Source organism: Streptomyces sp. S.PNR 29, assembly GCF_030386795.1.
Taxonomy (GTDB): domain Bacteria; phylum Actinomycetota; class Actinomycetes; order Streptomycetales; family Streptomycetaceae; genus Streptomyces.
In genome coordinates, this window is the sequence record NZ_JANUQM010000006.1 from 107889 (window position 1) to 129693 (window position 21805).

The window sequence follows — 21805 nt, forward strand, 5'->3', positions numbered from 1 at the left end:
AACGGCGGTGGGCGGCGCGCGCCCGGGGTGCCGTACGGGCAGGTGTGCCGGGTCACCGGCCGCCACCCGACCGCGGCACGTCACCCGACCGCGGCACGTCACCCGGCCGCAGCACGTCGAACAACGCACGCGCCCTCGGCGAAGCCGCCAGTTCCTCCAGCGTCACCGGTCTCCCCTCCGCGTCGGCGATCGGCAGCCGCCAGTTCGGGTACTGGTCCCAGGTTCCCGGCAGGTTCTGGGGGCGGCGGTCACCGACTCCGTCCGGGAGCCACACGCCGACCATGCGGGCGGGGGTGTGCAGGAGGAAGCGGTGGACGGCCTGGATCCCGGCCTCCTCGGAGGCGGTGTCGGTGCCGCCGCCGGTTCCCGGCAGCAGGCCGAGCCGGGCGAGCAGTTCCAGCCACTCCCCCGCGTCCGCGGCCGCCTGGGCGCGCTCCTCCTCCAGCGGGCGGGTGAGCAGGCCGAGGCCGTGGCGGAGTTCGACGTGTTCGCCGGTGAGGCGGGCGGCGGTGGGCGGCAGGTCGTGGGTGGTGGCGGTGGCCAGGCAGTCCTCCCGCCAGCGGTCGGGGGGCAGGGGGCGGCCGTCGCCCTCCCAGTCCCGTTCGAACCACAGCACCGACGTGCCGAGCACCCCGCGCTCGCGCAGCCGCTCGCGCACGCCGGGCTCCACGGTGCCCAGATCCTCGCCGATCACCACGGCTCCGGCCCGGGCGGCCTCCAGGACGAGGATCGCGAGCATGGCCTCGGCGTCGTAGCGGACGTAGGTGCCCTGCGTCGGCGGATGCCCCTGCGGCACCCACCAGAGCCGGAACAGGCCCATGACGTGGTCGATGCGCAGGGCGCCCGCGTAGCGGAACAGGGCGCGCAGCAGGCGGCGGAACGGTGCGTAGCCGGAGCCGGCCAGGCGGTCCGGGCGCCACGGGGGCAGGCCCCAGTCCTGGCCGCGGGCGTTGAAGGCGTCCGGGGGCGCGCCCACCGACATCCCGGCCGCGAGGTACTCCTGTTGTGCCCAGGCGTCGGCGCCCTGGGGGTGCACGCCGACCGCCAGGTCGTGCACGACACCGACCGGCATCCCGGCCTCGCGCGCGGTGCGCTGGGCCGCGGTGAGCTGGGCGTCGGTGAGCCAGGCGAGACGGCAGTGGAAGTCGACCCGGTCCATCAGTTCCGAGCGGGCGCGGGCCGTTTCGCGCGAGCGCGGGTCCCGCAGACCGGCGGGCCAGCGGTGCCAGTCGGGGCCGTGCACCTCGGCGAGCGCGTACCAGGTGGCGTGGTCCTCCAGGGCCTGGCCGTGCTCGGCGAGGAAGTCGCAGTAGGCGGCGCGTCTGCCGGGCCCGAGGGGCACCTCGCGGATCAGTTCGAGCGCCTCCCGCTTCAGCTCCCACACCGCGTCCCGGTCGATCAGGGCGCCCTCCTCCAGGACCGCCGCGCGCAGCCGCCCGGCCCGCTCCCGCAGGGACCGGACGCGTTCGGGGTCCGTGACGTACGCGAACTCGGGCACGTCCTCGATCCGCAGGTGGACGGGGTCGGGGAAGCGGCGTGAGGAGGGCCGGTAGGGGGACGGGTCGGTGGGGGCGCCGGGTACGGCCGCGTGCAGGGGGTTGACCTGCACGAATCCGGCGCCGAGAGCCCGTCCGGCCCAGGCGGTCAGCTCGCCGAGGTCGCCGAGGTCGCCCATGCCCCAGGAGCGGCGGGAGAGGAGGGAGTACAGCTGGACGAGGAGTCCGTACGAGCGCCCCGTGGGCGTGGGCAGCCGGGCCGGGGCGACGACCAGGTGGGACCGGGCCGTACGTCCGTCGGGGGCGGTGGCGGTCAGGCGGTGGACGCCGGGCGGGAGCCGCTCGGCAGCGGCGCGCGTCTCGCCCTGTTCGGTCTCGATGCGGAGCCCGGTGCCCTCGGGCAACGCGGCCAGGGCGGGAGAGGTGCTCCCGCCCCAGCACACCACCGTCGGCGGCAGCAGCCGCTCGCGCAGTTCCCGTTCACGGGCGGCGAGCGCGCCGCGCACGGCCTCGGGGGTGCTCGCGTCGATACCGAGGGCGGCCAGGGCAAGGGTGACGGCGGTGGCCGAGGCCGCGACCGTACGGTCCGGGGACGGGCTGTAGGAGGTGGCGACGCCGTGCAGTTCGGCGAGCCGGGACAGGTCCTCGGTGGGGGGCTCGGCCGGCGCGGTCATCTAGGGCCTCGAATAGTCCGGGACGGCGACCGAGGGCTCGCTGGTCAGCGGCATGGCGTCGGAGAGCGGCGGTTCACTGGTCAGGGGTTCGGCGTCGGGGTGGGGAGGCTCACTGGTCAGCGGGGCCTCGGTGCAGGCGCCCTCGGCGCTGAAGACGCAGAAGTGGGGGCTTTCGGGCTGGGCGGACGAGTCCGCCACGGGTTTGGAAGGGTCCACCGGTTTGTTCGAGTTCACGGGTTTGGACGGGGCGGGCAGGACGAGGTATGCGGATGCAGCCATGGGAGCCTCCTTGTCGAGTACGGCTTTGGCTGGTTACCGCAGCCCTACCCAGTGGGCGCGACGGCAGACGCCCAAACAGGAACATGGTGGTTCTGCTCACACACTCCTGCCGGACCCAGTCTCCAGATTCGGGTAAATCAGTCACACCGGCCACGCTCGTTGACACGTTCACCGCAGGAATGGTGGGCTCGATGCTTCTGCGAGAGAGCCGGACACGGATACCGGCCGACCAGGAGGGGGGCCTGTGCAGCAACGGCGTGGGAAGAGGGCGGCCGCCCTCGCGTTCGCCGTCGTCGCCGGAACCCTGGGCGCCGCCCCCGCCGCCCTGGCGGCACCGCCGACCCCGGGCACGGCCACGACGACCCCCGACTCGGCCGGCGCGGACGTCTCGGTCTGGCCGCGTCCGCAGTCCCTGCGCCCGAACGGCACCCCGGTCGCGGTCACCGACGAGGTCGCCCTGGTCACCGGCGCGACGGCCGACCGGTACGCCGTCGAGGCGCTGCGCACGCTGCTGCTGGAGGCGGGGGCGCGCCGGGTCACGGTCCTCACGACGGGTGACACGCCGCCCGCGGGGGCGCTGGTGGTCCGCGCGGAGACGGAGCAGGCCCGGGGTGACGTGAACCACGACCTCCCTTCCGGGGGGTACCGGCTCACCGTCGGTGACGGCAGGGTCACCCTCTCCGGCGCCGGCGAGGACGGCCTGTTCCACGCCGTCCAGACCCTGCGCCACCTCGTGCGCAAGGACGGCACCATCGCGGCCGTCGCCGTACGCGACTGGCCCGGCACGGCCGTGCGCGGCACCACCGAGGGCTTCTACGGCACCCCGTGGACGCACGAGCAGCGGCTGGAGCAGCTCGACTTCATGGGCCGCACCAAGCAGAACCGGTACCTGTACGCCCCCGGCGACGACCTCTACCGGCAGGCCCGCTGGCGTGAGCCGTACCCGGCCGGGCAGCGCGCCCGGTTCCGCGAGCTGGCCGAGCGGGCCCGCCGCAACCACGTCACGCTCGCCTGGGCGGTGACGCCGGGACAGGCGATGTGCTTCGCCTCGGACGCCGACGTGCGGGCGCTGACGCGCAAGCTCGACGCGATGTGGGCGCTGGGCTTCCGGGCCTTCCAGCTGCAGTTCCAGGACGTCAGCTACAGCGAGTGGCACTGCGACGCGGACGCGGAACGGTTCGGTTCCGGCCCCGAGGCGGCCGCGCGGGCCCAGGCGCGGGTGGCGAACGCGGTGGCCCGGCACCTGGCGGAACGTCACCGCCGCTCCGCCGCGCTGTCCCTGATGCCGACCGAGTACTACGAGGACGGGCCGACCGACTACCGGCGGGCGCTGACGCACGCCCTGGACGAGCGCGTCGAGGTGGCGTGGACGGGGATCGGTGTCGTCCCCCGGACCATCACGGGCCGCGAGCTGGCCGCGACGAGGTCGGTGTTCGGGGAACATCCGCTGGTCACCATGGACAACTACCCCGTCAACGACTACGCCCCCGGCCGCATCTTCCTCGGCCCCTACCAGGGCCGCGACCCGGCCGTCGCGACCGGTTCGGCCGCGCTGCTGGCCAACGCGATGGAACAGGCGGAGGCCTCCCGCATCCCTCTGTTCACCGCCGCCGACTACGCCTGGAACCCGCGCGCCTACCGCCCCCAGGAGTCCTGGCAGGCCGCAATCGACGACCTGGCGGCCGGTGACGCCCGCCGCGAACAGGCCCTGACGGCCCTCGCCGGGAACGACGCGTCCTCGGTCCTGGACCGGGACGAGTCGGCGTATCTGCGGCCGCTGATCGAGGCGTTCTGGAACACCCGTGGCTCCACCGACCAGACAGCGGCACGCCGGCTGCGCGAGGCGTTCACCGTGATGCGGGAGCTGCCCGAGCGGCTCGGGCGCAGCCGGCTCGGCACCGAAGTCGCGCCCTGGTCCGAGCAGCTGGCCCGCTACGGCGAGGCCGGCACGGCCGCGCTCGACATGCTGCGCGCGCAGGGCGCCGGGGACCCGGCGGGGGCCTGGACGGCGTACCGGAACCTCGGCCGCCTCCGGGACCGGCTCGCGCAGGCGCGGGTGACGGTCGGCACGGGCGTGCTGGACCCGTTCCTGAGCCGGGCGCAGAAGGCGTACGCGGCCTGGGCGGGCCTCGACCACGAGCCGTCCGTGAGCCTCGGCGACGCGTCGGACGGCCGCATGGTCCGCCTGCCGGACACCCGCGCCCTGTCCTCCGTGACGGTCCTCGCCGAGCCCGGCACGAGCGGGGACGTGGAGGTCCATGTGCCCGGCAGGGGCTGGGAACGCATCGGGTCGCTGGACGCGAGCGGCGCCACCGAGGTCACCGCCCGCCGGAGCACCGAATCCGGCGCCACCGGTGTCGCGCCGCGCCCGCCGCTCACCCCCGGCCTCCGCGTCGACGCCCTGCGCGTCACCGGCCCGGCCGCGTCCCGGGTACGTCACCTGGTCCCCTGGTTCGCCGACTCCACCGACGCCTCGCTGGAGCTGACGCGCGCGCGGGCGGACATCGACATCGGCGGAACTCAGCGGCTGACGGCCCGGCTCGGCTCGCTGCGCCCGGCCGACGTGCGCGGCAGGCTCACCGCCGAGGCTCCCGAGGGCGTGCGGGTGCGCGTCCCGGCGGCCCCGCTGACGCTGCCGCGCGGCACGACGGTGGAGGTCCCGGTGGAGGTGACCGTCGCGCCGGGGACGCCGTCACGGTCGTACGAGATCCGGCTCGCCTTCGGGGGGACGACGCGCACGCTCACGGTCCGCGCCTTCCCGCGCACCGCCGGGCCCGACCTCGCCCGCACCGGCACGGCGCGTTCCTCCGGTGACGAGACGCCCGACTTCCCGGCGTCCGCGGCGAACGACGGCGATCCCCGGACGCGCTGGTCGTCGCCCGTCGACGACGGGGCGTGGTGGCAGGTGCGGCTGGCCGACCCGGTCCGGCTCGGCCAGGTCGTGCTGCACTGGCAGGACGCCCACCCGTCCGCGTACCGCGTCCAGGTGTCGGCGGACGGCCGCCGCTGGCGTACGGCGGCCACGGTGCGGGACGGCCGGGGCGGGCGGGAGACCGTGCGCATGGACGAGCGGGACGTGCGGTTCGTGCGGGTGCAGGGCCAGAAGCGGGCCACGCCGTACGGGTACTCGCTGTGGTCGGTGGAGGCGTACGCCGTCGCGGAGTGACCTCCCGGCGGAAGCTGACCTTCCGTATCTCGTCGGGATCTCGTCGGGGGCCACTATTCACTCAGTACATGTACTCAGTACATAATGATCCGCATGAGCACCCGCCACATCCTGCTGGGGCTGCTCGCCTCGGGGCCGAGCCATGGCTACGACCTGAAGCGACGCCACGACGAACGATTCCCGCAGGCCCGCCCGCTCGCCTACGGGCAGGTCTACACGACCCTGCAGCGCCTGGTCCGCGACGGCCTCGCGGAGATCGAGGGCACCGACTCGGACGGCGGCCCGGAGCGGACGACGTACCGCTCGACGGACGAGGGGAGCCGGGAACTGGCCAGATGGGCCGGCGAGGTCGCCGCTCCGGCGCCCTTCGTGACGAACGAGATCTTCGCCAAGGTCGTCGTCTCGATCCTTTCCGGCGGCGACCCGGAGGCCTATCTGCGCGCCCAGCGCGCCGCCCACATGGAGCGGATGCGGGAACTCACGGCGGTGAAGGCCGCGCGGGGCGCGGACCTGGCGACCATGCTCTCGGCGGACTACGCCCTCAACCATCTCGACGCCGACCTCCGCTGGATGACCACGACGGCGGCCCGGCTGACCACCCTGACCGCGGAGGTCGACGCAGCATGAGCAACGACAAGGCACCGCCGCTCCTGGCGGCCCGTGATCTCACCAAGGCGTACGGCAGGACCGAGGCCCTGCGCGGCGCCTCGGCCGAGCTGCGCGCCGGCGAGATCCTCGCCGTCACCGGCGCCAGCGGCAGCGGCAAGTCGACGCTGCTGCACTGTCTGTCCGGGATCGTCCGGCCGGACTCCGGGGCGGTGACGTACGCCGGGGAGCGGCTCGACCGGCTGCCGGAGAAGCGGCTGAGCGAGCTGCGCCGCACCGACTTCGGCGTGGTCTTCCAGTTCGGGCAGCTGATACCCGAGCTGACGGCCCTCGACAACGTGGCGCTGCCGCTGATGCTGGCCGGCGCCGACCGCGCCCGGGCCCGCGCGCAGGCCGGTGAGTGGCTGGAGCGGTTCGGGGTGCGGGGGCAGGAGGAGCTGCGGCCCGGTGAGCTGAGCGGCGGCCAGGCGCAGCGGGCCGCGCTGGCCCGGGCCCTGGTCACCGGCCCGAAGGTGGTCTTCGCGGACGAGCCGACCGGCGCGCTGGACTCGCTGGCGAGCGAGCAGGTGATGACGGCCCTGACGCACACGGCCCGCGAGGCCGGCACGGCGGTGCTGCTGGTCACGCACGACGCCCAGGTGGCGGCCTACGCGGACCGGGAGGTGCGGCTCGGCGACGGGACCGTGGCCGGCCTGGAGGTGACCGCGTGAGAGCCGACGTCCGTCTCGCCTTCGAGCTCACCCGCGGTTCCGACCGCCGCGAGTGGTGGCGGATCGCGCTCACGGCGACCGGCGCGGCACTCGCGACCGGGTTCGCGCTGGCGACGGTCGCGCTGACCTCGCTGCGGGGCAGCTACGACGTGTCCGTGGGTCACGGCCTGCTGGACGAGCCCGGTACGCGCTCCGGGGTGATCGTCGCCCTGCTGCTCCTGCTGGTCCCCGTGCTCGGCTTCCTCGGCCAGTGCGCCCGCATCGGTGCCGTGCACCGCGACCGGCGGCTGGCCGGGCTGCGGCTGGCCGGGGCGACGCCCTGGCAGGTGCGGCGGATCGCGGCGCTGGAGACCGGCCTGACCTGTCTGCTGGGCTCGGCCCTCGCCACCGTCCTCGCGGTGCCGCTCCTGCTGCGCCTGTGGGGCGAGCCGACCGCCCTCGCCTGGGCGGGCATCGCGGTGGTCGCCCTCGGGGTGCCGGTGCTGGGCGCGGCGGCGGGCGCGCTGGCGCTGCGCCGCGTGGTGGCCTCGCCGCTCGGCTGGGTACGCCGGGCGCGGCCGCGTACGGGACGGGGGCCGGGGCTGCTGTTCCTGGGGGCGGTGCTGCTCTTGGCGGTGGTGGCGCTCGCCGCCGTGGTCACGACCTCCACGTACCGGAACCGGCCCGACGGGCCCTGGCAGGCGCCGATGGTCGTGCTCGGCCTGGTCCTCGCGGTGGGCTCGGGAGCGGTGTGGCTCGCCGGGGTCACGGCGGGGCTCACCGGGCGGCTGCTGGCGGTCCGGGCCCGGTCGGCGGCCACGCTGATCGCGGCGGAGCGGCTGCGCGACGACCCGTGGGCGCCGGCCCGCACCCACGCGGCCGTGCTGGTGGTGACGGTGGCCGGCACGGGCTTCGTGGGCGTCCGGCAGGGGCTGCTCGGCGAGCTGAACGGCAAGGACCAGCTCGCAGCGGACATGTCCTTCTACACCACGGGCCTGAACCTGACCGCCGCCGCGATCCTCGTCGCCCTCGCCATCACCCTCTCCGGCCTGGCCGTGGGCACCGCCGAGTCGCTGGCCACCCGCCGCCGGGGCCTGGCCGCGCAGGCCGCCGCCGGCGTGCCGCAGCCGGTGCTGGGCCGGGCACTGCTGCTGGAGACCGCGCTGCCCCTCGCGCCGGCGCTGCTGCTGGCCGGGGTCGGTGGGATGGCGATCGGCACGCCGTACGCCGTGCTCCTGGGCGTCAGCTCCGTGCCGTGGGCGGCCCTGCTGGTCCCGCTCGCCGTGTACGCGGCCTGCCTGCTGGCGGCGGCCACGGCACTGCCCCTGCTGCGCCGCTCGGTACGTCCGGCGGAGCTGCGCTACGCGTGACCGACGGCCGGCCCCGGGGCACGGGGGACCCCGGGGCCGGTTCGCAGGCCGTGCGCGAGCTGCGCGAGCATGGACGGCAATGCGAAGGCCCGGATCGTCAGGCTGAGATGCCGTCGATCCGGGCCAGAGCGTCGTCCGCGCCGTACGGCTGCAGGTACGGCAGCCAGCGCGGGTCCCTATGGCCGGTCCCGATGATGCGCCAGGCCAGACCGGTGGGCGGAGCGGGTTTGTGGCGCAGCCGCCAGCCCAGTTCGAACAGGTGACGGTCGGCCTTCACGTGGTTGCAGCGGCGGCAGGACGCCACCACGTTGTCCCAGACGTGTTTGCCCCCGCGGCTGCGCGGGATGACGTGGTCGACGCTGGTTGCGACGCCACCGCAGTACATGCACCGGCCCCCGTCGCGGGCGAAGAGCGCCCGCCGGGTCAGAGGAACGGGCCCCCGATAGGGAACCCGGACGAATCGCTTGAGCCGGACCACGCTGGGTGCGGGGACTGTGACGGTCGCGCTGTGCATGAAGGCGCCGGACTCCTCAAGACACACGGCCTTGTTCTCGAGGACCAGGACGAGCGCGCGGCGGAGCGGTACGACGCCGAGGGGCTCGTACGACGCGTTGAGGACCAGGACATGCGGCACAGATGCCTCCTTGTACGTCGGCGGCACGTGGCTCGCGCCGGGACGATCCGTAGTCAGTCTCCCCTCAGGCCTGGTGGAAGCGCCACCATGTCCCGGTAACGGGCTGGGAGTGTTTTCGACCACACCTCATTCATCCCCCGGATCACGGCCGGTTCATCCCACCTGTTGGTTTCGGGATGCGCACGGTTCCTCCCGCGAACATCACGCCGATTCACACACGATGCCCCGTTAGTGTGGTGGAGCCGCCCCTTCGGTGACCTTTCCGTGACCTTGAACGTCGTGACCCGTGCCGGAGGGCGGTCCGCTGCACCTGGAGGTACCTGCCGTGTCCTTGTCCGCCGTCCTACTGGCCGCCGGAGCGTCCCCGTCCCCGACTCCCTCGGAGTCGGCCCCGGCGGTCCCCACGCTCCAGGACGCCCAGGAGAGCGCGACGAACGCCGCCAGCTGGGTCGAACAGAACTGGTCCACGTGGCTCGCGATCGGCCTCAGGGTCCTGCTGATCCTGGTGATAGCGGCGGTGCTGAGAGTCGTCGTCCGGCGCGCCATCACCAAGCTGATAGACCGCATGAACCGCACCGTGCAGGCGGTGGACGGCACGGCCCTGGGCGGTCTGCTGGTGAACGCCGAGCGCCGTCGGCAGCGTTCCCAGGCCATCGGCTCGGTACTGCGTTCGGTCGCGTCCTTCCTGATCATGGGCACGGCCGCGCTGATGGTCCTGGCCACGTTCCAGATCAACCTCGCCCCGCTGCTGGCGTCCGCCGGTGTCGCCGGTGTCGCCATCGGCTTCGGCGCCCGCAACCTGGTGACGGACTTCCTCTCCGGCGTCTTCATGATCCTGGAGGACCAGTACGGCGTCGGCGACACCGTCGACGCGGGCGTGGCCTCCGGCGAGGTCATCGAGGTCGGGCTGCGGGTGACCAAGCTGCGCGGCGAGAACGGCGAGATCTGGTACGTCCGCAACGGCGAGGTCAAGCGGATAGGCAACCTCTCCCAGGGCTGGTCGACCGCCGGGGTGGACGTGACCGTCCGCGCGGACGAGGACCTGGACCGGGTCAAGGCCACGATCGACGCGGTCGCCGAGAGGATGAGCAAGGAGGAGCCCTGGAACGAGCTCCTGTGGGGCCCGATCGAGGTGCTCGGCCTGGACAGCGTCCTCCTGGACTCCATGGTGGTCCGCGTCTCGGCCAAGACGATGCCCGGCAAGTCCCTCTCCGTCGAACGCGAACTGCGCTGGCGCATCAAGCGCGCCTTCGACGCGGCGGACATCCCCATCGTGGGCGGCGCGACGGTCCCGGCGGACGGCTCCGCCGCGGAGGACCCGACGGCCGCCGTCGCGGCCCCGTCGGCGTACGCCAACACGTCGTCGCCGCAGGCGGAACGGGCTACGCCGCTCGTGCCGCCGCCGAGTGTGACGAAGTAGGGCCGGGATCAGGGGAACGGTTCAGCACGCTCGTTCGACCAGGGTCTTCGTGCCACCGCTGCCATGCGTGGCACGGAAGCCCATGCCCGTGCCGGCCTCGTGCGGGCCGGCCTCGGACGGCAGCCCAGGTGGCGGCGGAAGCCACGAAGGCCCAGAGCCGGAAGACGCCGGACAGCACCTGCCAAGCGAGGTCCCGCTCGCCTCGGTGGGCGATACCTGCGGTGCCGCCGACCGCCCGGTACAGCCAGACCCCCATGCCCACGAACACGAACCAGCGCGGCCTCCCGGACCGGCATCGACGGGCCTGCGTCGTTCCCGTCCTTCAGAGCGCCGTCCGCCTCGCGCAGCAGCGGACTCAGGCGGAACCGACCGGAGTACCTCCGAACTCGGCCGCCCGGGCCAGGTAACGACTCGGCCAACTCCCGGCCGGTCTCCGTTGACACCCCCTCCCCGGCAGGCTTACCTTCCACCCGATCGATAGGAAAGTTTCCTAACAGTGAGCCGATGGACCGCCATCGACTTCACTCCAGCCCCCTGAGAAGCTAGGCGGCCGGAAAGGCAGGTGCACACCCCATGGCAGGAACCGCCGGTACGCCGGGCACCCCGCGCGTCCTGCGCGCCATGAACGACCGCGCCGCCCTGGACCTCCTGCTGGAGCACGGGCCGCTGTCCCGTACGCGGATCGGCAAGCTCACCGGCCTGTCCAAGCCCACCGCGTCACAGCTGCTGGCCCGGCTGGAAGCCGCGGGGCTCGTGCTCGCCACCGGTACCACCGAGGGGCGACCCGGCCCGGGCGCACAGCTGTACGAGGTCAACCCCGCCGCCGCGTACGCCGCCGGACTCGACGTCACCCCGGGGCGCATCCTCGCCGCCGTGGCCGACATCACCGGCCGCACGGTCGGCCGGTACGAACTGCCCACCCCCGGCAGGCACACCGGCACCCCGGTCGTCCAGCAGGTCACCGACGCCCTCGACGGCGCGGTGAAGGCGGCGGGACTGGACCGGGGCGACATCCACCGCCTCGTGATCGGCACCCCCGGCGCCTTCGACCCCACCACGGGCCGCCTGCGCTACGCCTCCCACCTCCCCGGCTGGCACTCCCCCACCCTCCTCGACGAACTCGCCGCCGCCCTGCCGATGCCGTTCGAGTACGAGAACGACGTCAACCTCGCCGCCGTGGCCGAACAGCGCCTCGGCGCGGCCCGGGGCCACGAGGACTTCGTCCTGCTGTGGAACCAGGAGGGCCTGGGCGCCGCCCTCGTCCTCGGCGGACGCCTGCACCGCGGCTGGACCGGCGGCGCCGGCGAGGTCGGCTTCCTGCCGGTGCCGGGCACTCCCCTGGTCCGCCAGGTCACCAAGGCCAACAGCGGTGGTTACCAGGAGCTGGCCGGTTCACAGGCCCTGCCCGTACTGGCCCGGGAGCTGGGCATCGAGGAGATCCCCTCGGGCCCGTACGACGAGGTGGCCGCCGCGCTCGTCGCCCGCGCCGCCGCCGAGGACGACGGCCCTCACCGCCGCCTGCTGCAGACGTACGCGACCCGGCTGGCCACCGGTCTCGCCGCTCTCGTCTCCGTCCTCGACCCCGAACTCCTCGTCCTCAGCGGCGCCTGCCTGACCTCCGGCGGCGAGCCCCTGCGCGCCCTCGTGCAGGCCGAACTGGAGGAGCTGGCCGCATCCAGGCCGCGCCTGGTCGTGGGCGACGTCCGCGAACACCCCGTGCTGCGCGGCGCGCTGGAGAGCGCGCTCACCACCACCCGCGACGAGGTCTTCGACACCTCGCGCTGACCCCCGTACTCCACCCCCCTCGCCTCCCCTTCCCCTGTCCCTGCCCCTGGGAGCTTCGCCATGCCTGAAATGTCCAGGAAGGTGGCCATCGCGCTGGCCGCCTCCGCCTCCCTCGCCCTCCTCGCCACCGCCTGCACCGGCCAGTCCGCCACCGGCGCGGACGACGACGCGTCCAAGGAGACGACGATCAACTTCTGGCACGGCTGGTCCGCTCCGGCCGAGCAGAAGGCCGTGAAGGACCTGGTGGCCGGCTTCGAGAAGACGCACCCCGCCATCCACGTCAACATCGTGGGCAACATGACCGACGACAAGGTCAACCAGGCGCTGCGGGCCGGCGGCGAGAAGGCGCCCGACGTCGTCTCGTCCTTCACCACGAACAACGTCGGCACGTTCTGTTCGTCCGGCGCGTTCGTCGACCTGAACCCCTTCTTCGAGAAGTCGGGCATCGACCCGGACAAGACCTTCCCGAAGGCGATGAACGAGTACACCCAGTACGACGGCGACCGCTGCACGGTGCCGCTGCTGGGCGACGCGTACGGCCTCTACTACAACAAGACCGCGTTCAAGAAGGCCGGCATCACCAGCCCGCCGAAGACCTGGTCCGCGTTCGAGGCCGACGCCAAGAAGCTGACCATCAAGAAGGGCGACTCGTTCTCACAGCTCGGCGTCATGCCGAATTACCACGGCTGGGAGTTCACGACCGAGCACCTCTTCGCCCAGTGGTCGCCGACGTACTTCGACTCCAGCGGCAGGTCGAACCTCGCGAAGGACCCGAAGTTCGCAGCGGGTTTCACGTTCCAGAAGAAGCTCGTCGACGAACTCGGCGGCTACCGGAAGCTGGAGAGGTACCGCTCCGGACTCGGTGACGAATGGGGCCCGAAGCACCCCTTCCACACCGGCCAGGTCGCGATGCAGCTGGACGGCGAGTGGCGGCTCGGAATGGCTCTGGACGCGGGGCCGAAGTTCGAGATCGGCGTCGCACCGCTGCCCGTGCCCGACGACCAGGTGGACCAGTACGGCAAGGGCTACATCACCGGCACCATCGCCGGTATCCCCGCCACCAGCAAGAAGCAGAACGCGGCCTGGGAACTGGTGAAGTACATGACCACGAACACGGACGCGGTGGTGAGCTTCTCCAACGCCATCCACAACGTGCCCTCCACCCTCGCCGCCCTGAAGTCGCCGAAGCTGAAGTACGACCCGCGCTTCAAGACCTTCCTGGACATCGCCTCGAACCCGAACTCGCAGACCAGCCCGGCGTCCGTCAACGGCGGCGTGTATCTCGTCACGATCCAGAAGCTCGGATACGACTACGAGAGCGGCAAGGTCACCGACCTGAAGGCCGGCCTGCAGAAGGCGGCCCGGCAGATCGACACGGACATCGCGCAGGCGAAGTAGTCACATGGCCACCACCGCGTACACACTGCGCGCCAAGCGACGGAAGGCGGGCCTGAAAACCGCCGCCTTCCTGTCGCCCTGGCTGATCGGTTTCGCCGTCTTCTTCGCCTACCCACTCATCTCGACGGTCTACTTCTCGTTCATGCACTACGACGGGTTCAGACCGCCTGCGTTCAGCGGGGCGAAGAACTGGCTCTACGTCTTCGAGGACTACCCGTACTTCTGGCCCGCGATGCGCAACACCCTGTGGCTGGTCGTCGTCATGGTGAGCCTCAGGGTGGCGTTCGGGCTCGGTGTCGGGCTGCTGATCACCAAGACGAAGACGGGTACGGGTGTTTTCCGCACCCTCTTCTACCTGCCCTACCTCGCCCCGCCCGTCGCCGCCACCATGTCCTTCGCCTTCCTCCTCAACCCCGGCACGGGCCCGGTCAACTCGATCCTGGAGAAGATCGGCATCCCGGCGCCGGCCTGGTTCAACGATCCCAGCTGGTCCAAGCCCGCGCTCACCCTGCTCGCCCTGTGGGGCGTCGGTGACCTGATGGTCATCTTCATGGCCGCGCTGCTCGACGTCCCCAAGGAGCAGTACGAGGCCGCGGCGCTGGACGGCGCTTCGGCCTGGCAGCGCTTCCGGTACGTCACGCTCCCGAACATCTCGCCGATCGTGATGTTCGCCGTCGTCACCGGCGTGATCCAGACCATGCAGTACTACGCGCAGCCGCTGATCGCCGGAAAGGTCGCCTCGGGCGTCATCCAGGGCGCCGGCACCAACTTCGAGCCGGGCTACCCGGAGAACTCGACCTGGACGCTCCCCCAGGTCGTCTACAACCTCGGCTTCCAGCGCTTCGACTACGGCTCCGCCTGTGTGGTCGCGCTCGTACTGTTCGCGCTCTCCATGGCGTTCACGGCACTGCTGATGCGGCGCCGCGGCGGGATCATCCGGGCAGGTGACTGATTCATGACCCAAGTACTGGACAGACCCCTGCACTTGAGCACACCGGACAAGGACGCCGAGCGCACCGCCCGGCGCAAGGCGCTGCTGGAATGGATCGCGATCCACTCCCTCGGCGTGGCCGCCGCGCTCTTCTTCGTCCTGCCCTTCGTGTTCGTCTTCCTGACCTCGCTGATGAGCGACAGCCAGGCGCTCAGCCGCGATCTGATCCCGCACACCTGGGAGTGGGCCAACTACAGGAGCGTGCTCGACACCCCGGGCTTCCTGACCTGGTGGAGGAACACCCTGTTCTACGCGGGCCTGGGCACCGTCCTCACGGTCGTGTCGTCCCTGCCGGTGGCGTACGCGCTCGCCAAGTTCCGCTTCCGCGGCCGGAACCTGGCGATGATGCTGGTCATCTCGATGATGATGCTGCCGCCGCAGGTGGTCATCATCCCCATGTACCTGTTCTGGGCGAAGCAGCTGGACCTCTCCGGAACCCTGTGGCCGCTGATCGTCCCGATGGCCTTCGGTGACGCGTTCTCCATCTTCCTGCTCCGCCAGTTCCTGATGACGATCCCCAACGAGTACCTGGACGCGGCGAAGGTGGACGGCTGCGGCGACCTCTCAACGCTGCTGAAGGTCGTCCTGCCGATGGCGCGGCCCGGGATCGCCGCCGTCGCCCTCTTCCAGTTCTTCTACGCCTGGAACGACTACTTCGGGCCGCAGATCTACGCGTCCGAGAACCCGGGCGCCTGGACCCTGTCCTACGGCCTGGAGTCGTTCAAGGGCATGCACCACACCGACTGGAACCTCACCATGGCCGCCACCGTCCTGGTCATGGCCCCCGTGATCCTCGTGTTCTTCTTCGCCCAGAAAGCGTTCGTCGAGGGCGTCACCCTGACCGGAGTGAAGGGTTGATCCGGATATGAAACTCACCGTGGTCGGCGGAGGATCGACCTACACCCCCGAACTCATCGACGGGTTCGCCCGGCTGAGGGAAACCCTGCCCATCGAGGAACTGGTCCTGATGGACCCGGCGACGGACCGCCTGGAGCTGGTGGGCGGCCTGGCCGAACGCATCTTCTCCCGCCAGGGCCACACCGGCCGCATCCTCACCACCACCGACCTGGACAAGGCCGTGGACGGCGCCGACGCCGTCCTGCTCCAACTCCGCGTCGGCGGCCAGGCGGCCCGGCGGCAGGACGAGACATGGCCGCTGGAGTGCGGCTGCGTCGGCCAGGAGACGACGGGCGCGGGCGGCCTGGCCAAGGCCCTGCGCACCGTCCCCGTGGTCCTGGACATCGCCGAACGCATCCGCCGTACGAACCCGGACGCCTGGATCATCGACTTCACCAACCCGGTGGGCATCGTGACCCGCGCCCTGCTCCAGGCCGGCCACAGGGCCGTCGGCCTGTGCAACGTGGCGATCGGCTTCCAGCGCAAGTTCGCCGCGCTGCTCGGCGTGACACCCACCGACGTCCACCTGGACCACGTCGGCCTCAACCACCTCACCTGGGAGACAGGCGTACGGATCGGCGGCCCCGAGGGCGAGGACATCCTGCCCGGGCTGCTCGCCGAGCACGGCGACACGGTCGCGGCCGACCTGCGCCTGCCGCGCCCGGTCATCGACCGCCTCGGCGTGGTCCCCTCGTACTACCTGCGCTACTACTACGCGCACGACGAGGTCGTACGGGAGCTGCGGACGAAGCCGTCGCGGGCCGCCGAAGTCGCGGAGATGGAACGGCGGCTGCTGGAGCTGTACGCCGACCCGGCACTGGACGAGAAGCCGGAGCTGCTCGCCAAGCGGGGCGGGGCCTACTACTCGGAGGCCGCGGTGGACCTGGCGGCGGCACTGCTGGGCGGCTCCGGCAGTGCCTTCCAGGTCGTGAACACGTACAACGGGGGAACGCTGCCGTTCCTGCCGGACGACGCGGTGATCGAGGTGCAGGCGGCGGTCGGCCCGCGCGGCCCGGCCCCGCTGCCGGTGACGCCCGTGGACCCACTGTACGCCGGGCTGATGGCGAACGTGACGGCGTACGAGGACCTGGCGCTGGACGCCGCCCTGCGCGGTGGCCGCGAGCGGGTCTTCCGGGCGCTGCTCGCGCACCCGCTGATCGGGCAGTACGCGTACGCCGAGACCCTCACCGACCAGCTGATCGCACACAACCGGGAGCACCTCGCGTGGGCCTGACCGCACGTGTCCTCGCCATCGACGCGGGCAACAGCAAGACCGACGTGGCGGTGGTGGGAGCCGACGGCGGGATCCTCGCCACAGCCCGTGGCGGCGGCTTCCGCCCGCCCGCGGTGGGCGTCGAGAAGGCGATGGACGCCCTCGCCGAGCCGGTGGCCCGCGCCTTCACCGCCGCCGGGGTGGTGTCGGCCGACCACGTCTCGGCGTGCCTGGCGAACGCCGACTTCCCCGTCGAGGAGGAACGGCTGGCGGCCGCGCTGCACGCGCGCGCGTGGGGCACGAGTGTGGAGGTCCGCAACGACACCTTCGCGATTCTGCGCGCCGGCCTCACGGAGCCCCGCGGGGTCGCGGTCGTCTGCGGCGCCGGCATCAACTGCGTCGGCATGCGCCCCGACGGCCGCACCGCCCGCTTCCCGGCCCTCGGCCGCATCTCCGGCGACTGGGGCGGCGGCTGGGGCCTGGCCGAGGAGGCCCTGTGGCACGCCGCCCGCGCGGAGGACGGCCGGGGCGGCCCCACGGAACTGGCGCACACGCTCCCGGCCCACTTCGGCCTCCCGACCATGTACGCCCTCGTCGAGGCCCTGCACCTGGGGCACATCGAGTCCTCCCGGCGCCACGAACTGACCCCGGTCCTCTTCGCCACGGCGGCGGACGGCGATCCGGTCGCCCGCGCGATCGTCGACCGTCTGGCCGAGGAGGTGGTGACCATGGCCATGGTGGCGCTGACGCGGCTGTCCCTACTGGAGGAAGAAACGCCGGTCCTGCTGGGCGGCAGCGTCCTGGCCGCCCAGCACCCTCAGCTCAACGACCGCATCCGGGACCTACTGGCGGACCGCGCTCCCAAGGCGGTGCCTCAGGTGGTGACCGCGAGTCCCGTGCTCGGGGCAGTGCTGTTGGGGCTGGACCACGTGGGAGCCGGGACGGAGGTACAGGCGCGGGCGCGGGCGCGTTACGTCGGCTGAGGTGCGCTGCAGGTGGGGGTGGGTCACCTGGTCCTGCGTTGCCCGCAGGATCTGCGCGCACCCCCACCCACCCGCACTCGCCCACGGCCCCGCCCCACAAACCCCCCGCAGGCGCAACGCGATCCCCCACCGAACCCGCACAGGCCGCCGCAGGCGTCCACACCCCACCCTCCCACCACCGGGAACCGAACCGATTCCGGCGGCGTATTCATGGGCAGGGGTGGTGCGGATGTCAGTGCCGCCAGCGATACTTGCGGCGACAGATGACCATGGGGGAGGTCAGCAGTGACTCAAGCGCCGAAGAGCAGCACGGCACCACCGCCGCACTCCGGCCTGCCCACACTGCCGGCCGTCCCACCCCAGCCGACCTCCCCCGGCACTGCGCCCACACCCCTCTCACCGCCGGAGGCCCGCCGCACCGCCTTCGCCGAAGGCGTCGACCGTCTCCGCGCGGCCGCCACCACCGAACCCGGCCGCCTGCGCATCATCGGCGCCCTCCTCGCCCTCCTCGTCGTCGCCTTCGGCGCCGTCACCGCCTGGCAGATGACCGACCGCGCCGCAGCCGCCGACGACGTCATCAACAGCAGCCAGCCCCTCAGCTCCGACGCCGCCGCCATCTACCGCTCCCTCGCCGACGCCAACACCGCGGCGACCAGCGGCTACCTCGCAGGCCAGCAGGAGACGCCCACCAACCGCCGGCGCTACGCCGAGGACATCCACACCGCCGCCGACAAACTGGTCACCGCCGCCGCCAACTCCGAACCGGGCTCCCCCTCCGCGGACCTGATCGCCCAGATCAACAAACTGCTGCCGGAGTACGAGGGCCTGGTCGAGACGGCCCGCGCCAACAACCGCCAGGGCTACCCCGTAGGCGGCGCGTACCTGCGGGCGGCCAACGAGATGATGCAGCAGCAGATGCTGCCGAAGGCCGAGAACCTCTACCAGACGGAAAACCGGCGCCTGCGCTCCGACTACGCGGACGCCAAGTCCTTCCCCTGGCCCGCGCTGGCCCTCGGCGTCCTCGCCCTCGCCGCCCTCGCCTGGGCCCAGCGCCGCAACTACCTGCGCACCAACCGCGTCCTCAACCACGGCCTGGTCGCCGCCACGGCCACCGCGACCATCGTCCTGCTCTGGCTGGTCGCCGGCCACACCATCGCGCGCGCAGGCCTGAACGACTCCTACGACCACGGCGTCCGCTCACTGAACGTGCTGCACGACGCCCGCATCGCGTCCCTCACGGCCCGCAGCGACGAGAACCTGGCCCTGGTCCGCCGGGGAGCGGACACCAAGGAACTCGCCGACGGCAGGATCGTGGACGCGTACAACGCGGGCTACGACGAGCAGATCGCCGCACTCGGCGAGGCACTGACCCAGGCCGGCGCCCTCGCCGACGACGACACCGGCAGAAAGCCCGTGCAGGACGCCAACGGCTATATGAAGGTCTGGAAGGAGCGCCACGAGGTCGCCCGCGAGGAGAACGACTCCGGCGACTACCAGAAGGCCCGCGACAAGGTCATCGGCGCCGCCGAGGAACCGACGAGCGAGTGCTTCGACAGCGTCGACAAGGCCCTGGCGACAGCGCTCAGCCACGAGCAGAACGAGTTCAAGCAGGCCGCGAGTGACGGCCGTGACGCGCTGACCGGCCTCCCGGTCGGCGCCGCGGTCCTCGCGGTCCTGGGGGCGGCCGGCGCGGTCCTCGGCATCGGACGCAGGCTTTCGGAGTACCGGTGAAAGGGGGCATGACGATGCACGCACTCAGTACCTCCGTGCGGCGACTGCGGGCCAGCCTCCGAGGCTGGGGAGGCGTGGGCGCGATGGCGGTCGTCTGCGCCCTGGCCGTGCTCTTCGCGCTGCTGCTGCCGTCGACCCGGGCGGCCGGCGGATCTGACGGCGCCACGCGGGCCGGCGGCGGGGGCGTCGCCGAGGTCCGCCAGGCCAGGGCCGAGGACTGCACCGACCCGCAGGACCAGAGCCTGTCCCCGGCAGGCGGCGACGGGCGGACGCCCACCATCGACGCCATCAAGAACCGCAAGGACCGGCGCCTGGTGGTCGGCGTCGACACCAACAGCTACCGCTGGGGCTACCTCGACCCGAACAACACCTCCGGCGCGCTGGAGGGCTTCGACATCGACCTCGTCCACCGGATCGCCAAGGACCTCCTCGGCGACGAGAACGCGGTCCAGTTCAAGGCCATCCCCACCAACCGCCGTATCGAGGCGGTCCAGAAGGGCGAGGTCGACATGGTGGTCCGCACGATGACCATCACCTGTACGCGCCTGGACGACGTCGCCTTCTCCGCCCCGTACTTCGTGACCGGCCAACAGGTCCTGGCCGCGAAGACCTCGAAGATCACGGGTTACGACAAGTCCCTCGCCGGCAAGAAGGTCTGCTCGGCGACGGGCTCCACGGCGTACGACAGGCTGGACGCGGACCGCAAGAGCGGCGCCCTCCCCTCCTCCACCGACATCTCCACCACCGTCCCCAACCAGCTCGACTGCCTGGTGAAGTTGCAGCTCGGCGAGGTCGACGCGGTCGTCACGGACGGCGCGCTCGCCGCGAGCCAGGCCGCGCAGGACCCGACGGTGGAGCTCAAGGGCGGGCTGTTCACGACCGATTACTACGGTGTGGCGATGAACCAGAAGGCCACCGACCTGGTCCGCCAGGTCAACCGGACTCTGGAGAGCTACATAAAGAGCCCGGACGGCTGGCGGGCGTCGTACGAGAAGTGGCTGCACCCGACCATGGACCAGGGCGACAAGAGGTCGAAGTCGGCGACCCCTCCCGTGGCCCGCTACAAGTGACCGACCTGGACAGAACCACCGACTGAACCGAACCACAGACATACCCGAGACCGAGAGGTGATCGATGGGCGTCACGGGATCCACCGGGCCGGTGATGGACCGGGACGAGGTGGACCGTGCGCTGGCGCGGCTCGGCGCGGAGCACGAGGCGATCGAGACCTCGCTCCTCGCGCTGCAGGACCACGCGGGCCGCAGACTCCTGGAGGGCGCCGAACTGACCGGCGTCACCAAGGAGCGCTGGCAGGCCACGGAGGCGTCGATCACGCTGCTGTGGACGTACTTCGACGCGTACACGGACGCGCTGCGCACCGCCCGCGAGATCCGCTCCCGCCGCCGCTGGTCCAGCCGTGAGGACCTGGTGGAGCTGACCGAGATCCTGAACGGCGAATCCGTCACCGTGGCCGGCTCCGCCACCGCGACCGCCAGCGCACCGACCCTGCACGGCACGCCCGGCAAGCTCAGCGAACGCTTCTCGCTCACCACCCTCGTCGACCGCATGAACGAGCTGTACGCCGACTCGCTGGACATGGTGGTCGCCGCCGACGCGGTCTGGTCGGCGCTGCCGGCCCGTATCGATTTACTCGCCGCCGAACTCCAGCGCACCCGACGCCTCGCGCACTCCGTCGGCGTCCGCCCCGGCGAGCACCCGGCAGGCGACGACCTGGAGCGCATCACGCGCACGCTGACCAGGCTGCGCGAGCAGGTGGTGTCCGATCCGCTGGCGTTCTGGGTCCCGGCCCAGGGCAGTTCGGCACCGGGCGGCGGCAGGCCGGACACGACGGTGTACGACCGTGAGGCGCGCGCCCTGGAGGACGTGCGCCGCGAGATCGACGCCGTACTGACGGTCCGCCAGGACGCTGAGAAGCGGATCGTCAAGCTGCGGGACATCCTCAGCCGCGCGGACCGCACGCTCGCCGAGGCACGCACCGCGCGCGGCGAGGTACTGGCGAAGATCGCCGCGACGGAGGTGCCGGTCGTCAGTGGACCGCCGACCGCGCTGCAGGAGCAGCTGGCGACGGCCGCCGAGTACCGGCGGCAGGCCCAGTGGCACCGCCTGTCACCGCTCCTTGAGTCCCTGGAGGAGAAGGCGGAGGACGAACTGCTGCGCGCCCGCGAGTCGTTGACCGCGGTCACCGCGCCCCTCGCGGTCCGCGCCGAGCTGCGCGGCCGCCTCGACGCGTACAAGGCGAAGGTCGCCCGGCACGGCCTCGCGGAGGAGCCCGAGCTGGTCGAGACGTACGAGAAGGCGCGCCGCATGCTGTGGAGCGCGCCCTGCGACCTGCGCGTCGCCGAACAGGCCGTGCTGCGCTACCAGCGGGCGGCCGCCGAACTGCTCGGCGCCGTCCCGCGGGTGCCCGGGCAGGGCGGCCCCGAGGACCGCAGGGGAGCCGGCGCGTGAGCGA

Annotated in this window: 17 protein-coding genes; 14 read left to right on the top strand and 3 right to left on the bottom strand. The window is 72.3% G+C overall.

Annotated features, from left to right (window positions below; genetic code table 11):
- Positions 1–52 precede the first annotated feature (52 nt).
- Both malQ and NW895_RS17795 read right to left on the bottom strand, forming a co-directional pair.
- Positions 53–2170: a 4-alpha-glucanotransferase gene (malQ, locus tag NW895_RS17790; protein ID WP_289936681.1), complete on the bottom strand. Its 2118-nt coding sequence runs from the start codon at positions 2168–2170 to the stop codon at positions 53–55.
- Positions 2171–2449 carry a hypothetical protein gene (locus NW895_RS17795; RefSeq protein ID WP_289936682.1) on the bottom strand — a complete coding sequence of 93 codons (279 nt, stop codon included), beginning with the start codon at positions 2447–2449 and terminating at the stop codon, positions 2171–2173. It abuts the gene before it with no gap.
- 244 nt (positions 2450–2693) lie between these two features.
- Between NW895_RS17795 and NW895_RS17800 the strand changes: the two genes are divergently transcribed.
- The 4 genes from NW895_RS17800 (at position 2694) to NW895_RS17815 (ending at position 8280) form a co-directional block, all read left to right on the top strand.
- Positions 2694–5615 carry a beta-N-acetylglucosaminidase domain-containing protein gene (locus NW895_RS17800; RefSeq protein ID WP_289936683.1) on the top strand — a complete coding sequence of 974 codons (2922 nt, stop codon included), beginning with the start codon at positions 2694–2696 and terminating at the stop codon, positions 5613–5615.
- Positions 5616–5708: 93 nt separating this feature from the next.
- On the top strand, positions 5709–6242 hold the full coding sequence (locus NW895_RS17805) for a PadR family transcriptional regulator (RefSeq protein ID WP_289936684.1): 534 nt from the start codon (positions 5709–5711) through the stop codon (positions 6240–6242).
- Positions 6239–6931: an ATP-binding cassette domain-containing protein gene (locus NW895_RS17810; RefSeq protein WP_289936686.1), complete on the top strand. Its 693-nt coding sequence runs from the start codon at positions 6239–6241 to the stop codon at positions 6929–6931. The genes NW895_RS17805 and NW895_RS17810 overlap by 4 nt, the downstream gene beginning before the upstream one ends.
- Positions 6928–8280: an FtsX-like permease family protein gene (locus NW895_RS17815; RefSeq protein ID WP_289936687.1), complete on the top strand. Its 1353-nt coding sequence runs from the start codon at positions 6928–6930 to the stop codon at positions 8278–8280. Before NW895_RS17810 ends, NW895_RS17815 begins: the two co-directional genes overlap by 4 nt.
- Positions 8281–8377: 97 nt before the next feature.
- On the opposite strand, the gene NW895_RS17820 is transcribed toward NW895_RS17815, so the two are convergent.
- Positions 8378–8914, bottom strand: coding sequence for an HNH endonuclease (locus NW895_RS17820; RefSeq protein WP_289936688.1), 537 nt, complete (start codon positions 8912–8914; stop codon positions 8378–8380).
- 325 nt (positions 8915–9239) lie between these two features.
- Here NW895_RS17820 and NW895_RS17825 point away from each other — a divergent pair, with 325 nt between their 5' ends.
- From NW895_RS17825 to NW895_RS17870, 10 genes are all read left to right on the top strand, one after another.
- A complete protein-coding gene (locus tag NW895_RS17825) occupies positions 9240–10334 on the top strand; it encodes a mechanosensitive ion channel family protein (RefSeq protein ID WP_289936689.1) in 1095 nt (364 codons plus the stop codon).
- Positions 10335–10907: 573 nt separating this feature from the next.
- Entirely contained in the window at positions 10908–12119 is a 1212-nt protein-coding gene (locus NW895_RS17830; RefSeq protein ID WP_289936690.1) for an ROK family transcriptional regulator, read from the top strand.
- 60 nt (positions 12120–12179) lie between these two features.
- Positions 12180–13517: an ABC transporter substrate-binding protein gene (locus tag NW895_RS17835; protein ID WP_289936691.1), complete on the top strand. Its 1338-nt coding sequence runs from the start codon at positions 12180–12182 to the stop codon at positions 13515–13517.
- Positions 13518–13521: 4 nt separating this feature from the next.
- The gene (locus NW895_RS17840) at positions 13522–14469 is read left to right on the top strand and encodes a sugar ABC transporter permease (protein WP_289936692.1); all 948 of its coding nucleotides are present in this window, start codon (positions 13522–13524) and stop codon (positions 14467–14469) included.
- A 3-nt stretch (positions 14470–14472) separates the two neighbouring features.
- Positions 14473–15366: a carbohydrate ABC transporter permease gene (locus NW895_RS17845; RefSeq protein WP_289936693.1), complete on the top strand. Its 894-nt coding sequence runs from the start codon at positions 14473–14475 to the stop codon at positions 15364–15366.
- A gap of 7 nt (positions 15367–15373) precedes the next feature.
- On the top strand, positions 15374–16639 hold the full coding sequence (locus tag NW895_RS17850; protein WP_289936694.1) for a 6-phospho-beta-glucosidase: 1266 nt from the start codon (positions 15374–15376) through the stop codon (positions 16637–16639).
- Complete coding sequence (locus NW895_RS17855) at positions 16630–17601, top strand: BadF/BadG/BcrA/BcrD ATPase family protein (RefSeq protein WP_289936695.1); 972 nt, start codon at positions 16630–16632, stop codon at positions 17599–17601. Before NW895_RS17850 ends, NW895_RS17855 begins: the two co-directional genes overlap by 10 nt.
- A gap of 285 nt (positions 17602–17886) precedes the next feature.
- Positions 17887–19332 carry a hypothetical protein gene (locus tag NW895_RS17860; protein WP_289936696.1) on the top strand — a complete coding sequence of 482 codons (1446 nt, stop codon included), beginning with the start codon at positions 17887–17889 and terminating at the stop codon, positions 19330–19332.
- An 8-nt stretch (positions 19333–19340) separates the two neighbouring features.
- A complete protein-coding gene (locus NW895_RS17865) occupies positions 19341–20402 on the top strand; it encodes a glutamate ABC transporter substrate-binding protein (protein ID WP_289936697.1) in 1062 nt (353 codons plus the stop codon).
- Between the two features lie 64 nt (positions 20403–20466).
- Entirely contained in the window at positions 20467–21801 is a 1335-nt protein-coding gene (locus NW895_RS17870) for a hypothetical protein (protein WP_289936698.1), read from the top strand.
- Positions 21802–21805 lie beyond the last annotated feature (4 nt).

What these genes read in the sequence shown, in the direction of transcription:
- NW895_RS17805 (WP_289936684.1), top strand. Translation starts at nt 5,709, where the DNA reads ATGAGCACCCGCCACATCCTGCTGGGGCTGCTCGCCTCGGGGCCGAGC.
- NW895_RS17810 (WP_289936686.1), top strand. Translation starts at nt 6,239, where the DNA reads ATGAGCAACGACAAGGCACCGCCGCTCCTGGCGGCCCGTGATCTCACC.
- NW895_RS17835 (WP_289936691.1), top strand. Translation starts at nt 12,180, where the DNA reads ATGCCTGAAATGTCCAGGAAGGTGGCCATCGCGCTGGCCGCCTCCGCC.
- NW895_RS17795 (WP_289936682.1), bottom strand. Translation starts at nt 2,449, where the DNA reads ATGGCTGCATCCGCATACCTCGTCCTGCCCGCCCCGTCCAAACCCGTG.
- NW895_RS17840 (WP_289936692.1), top strand. Translation starts at nt 13,522, where the DNA reads ATGGCCACCACCGCGTACACACTGCGCGCCAAGCGACGGAAGGCGGGC.
- NW895_RS17850 (WP_289936694.1), top strand. Translation starts at nt 15,374, where the DNA reads ATGAAACTCACCGTGGTCGGCGGAGGATCGACCTACACCCCCGAACTC.
- NW895_RS17830 (WP_289936690.1), top strand. Translation starts at nt 10,908, where the DNA reads ATGGCAGGAACCGCCGGTACGCCGGGCACCCCGCGCGTCCTGCGCGCC.
- NW895_RS17865 (WP_289936697.1), top strand. Translation starts at nt 19,341, where the DNA reads ATGACGATGCACGCACTCAGTACCTCCGTGCGGCGACTGCGGGCCAGC.
- NW895_RS17845 (WP_289936693.1), top strand. Translation starts at nt 14,473, where the DNA reads ATGACCCAAGTACTGGACAGACCCCTGCACTTGAGCACACCGGACAAG.
- malQ (WP_289936681.1), bottom strand. Translation starts at nt 2,170, where the DNA reads ATGACCGCGCCGGCCGAGCCCCCCACCGAGGACCTGTCCCGGCTCGCC.
- NW895_RS17870 (WP_289936698.1), top strand. Translation starts at nt 20,467, where the DNA reads ATGGGCGTCACGGGATCCACCGGGCCGGTGATGGACCGGGACGAGGTG.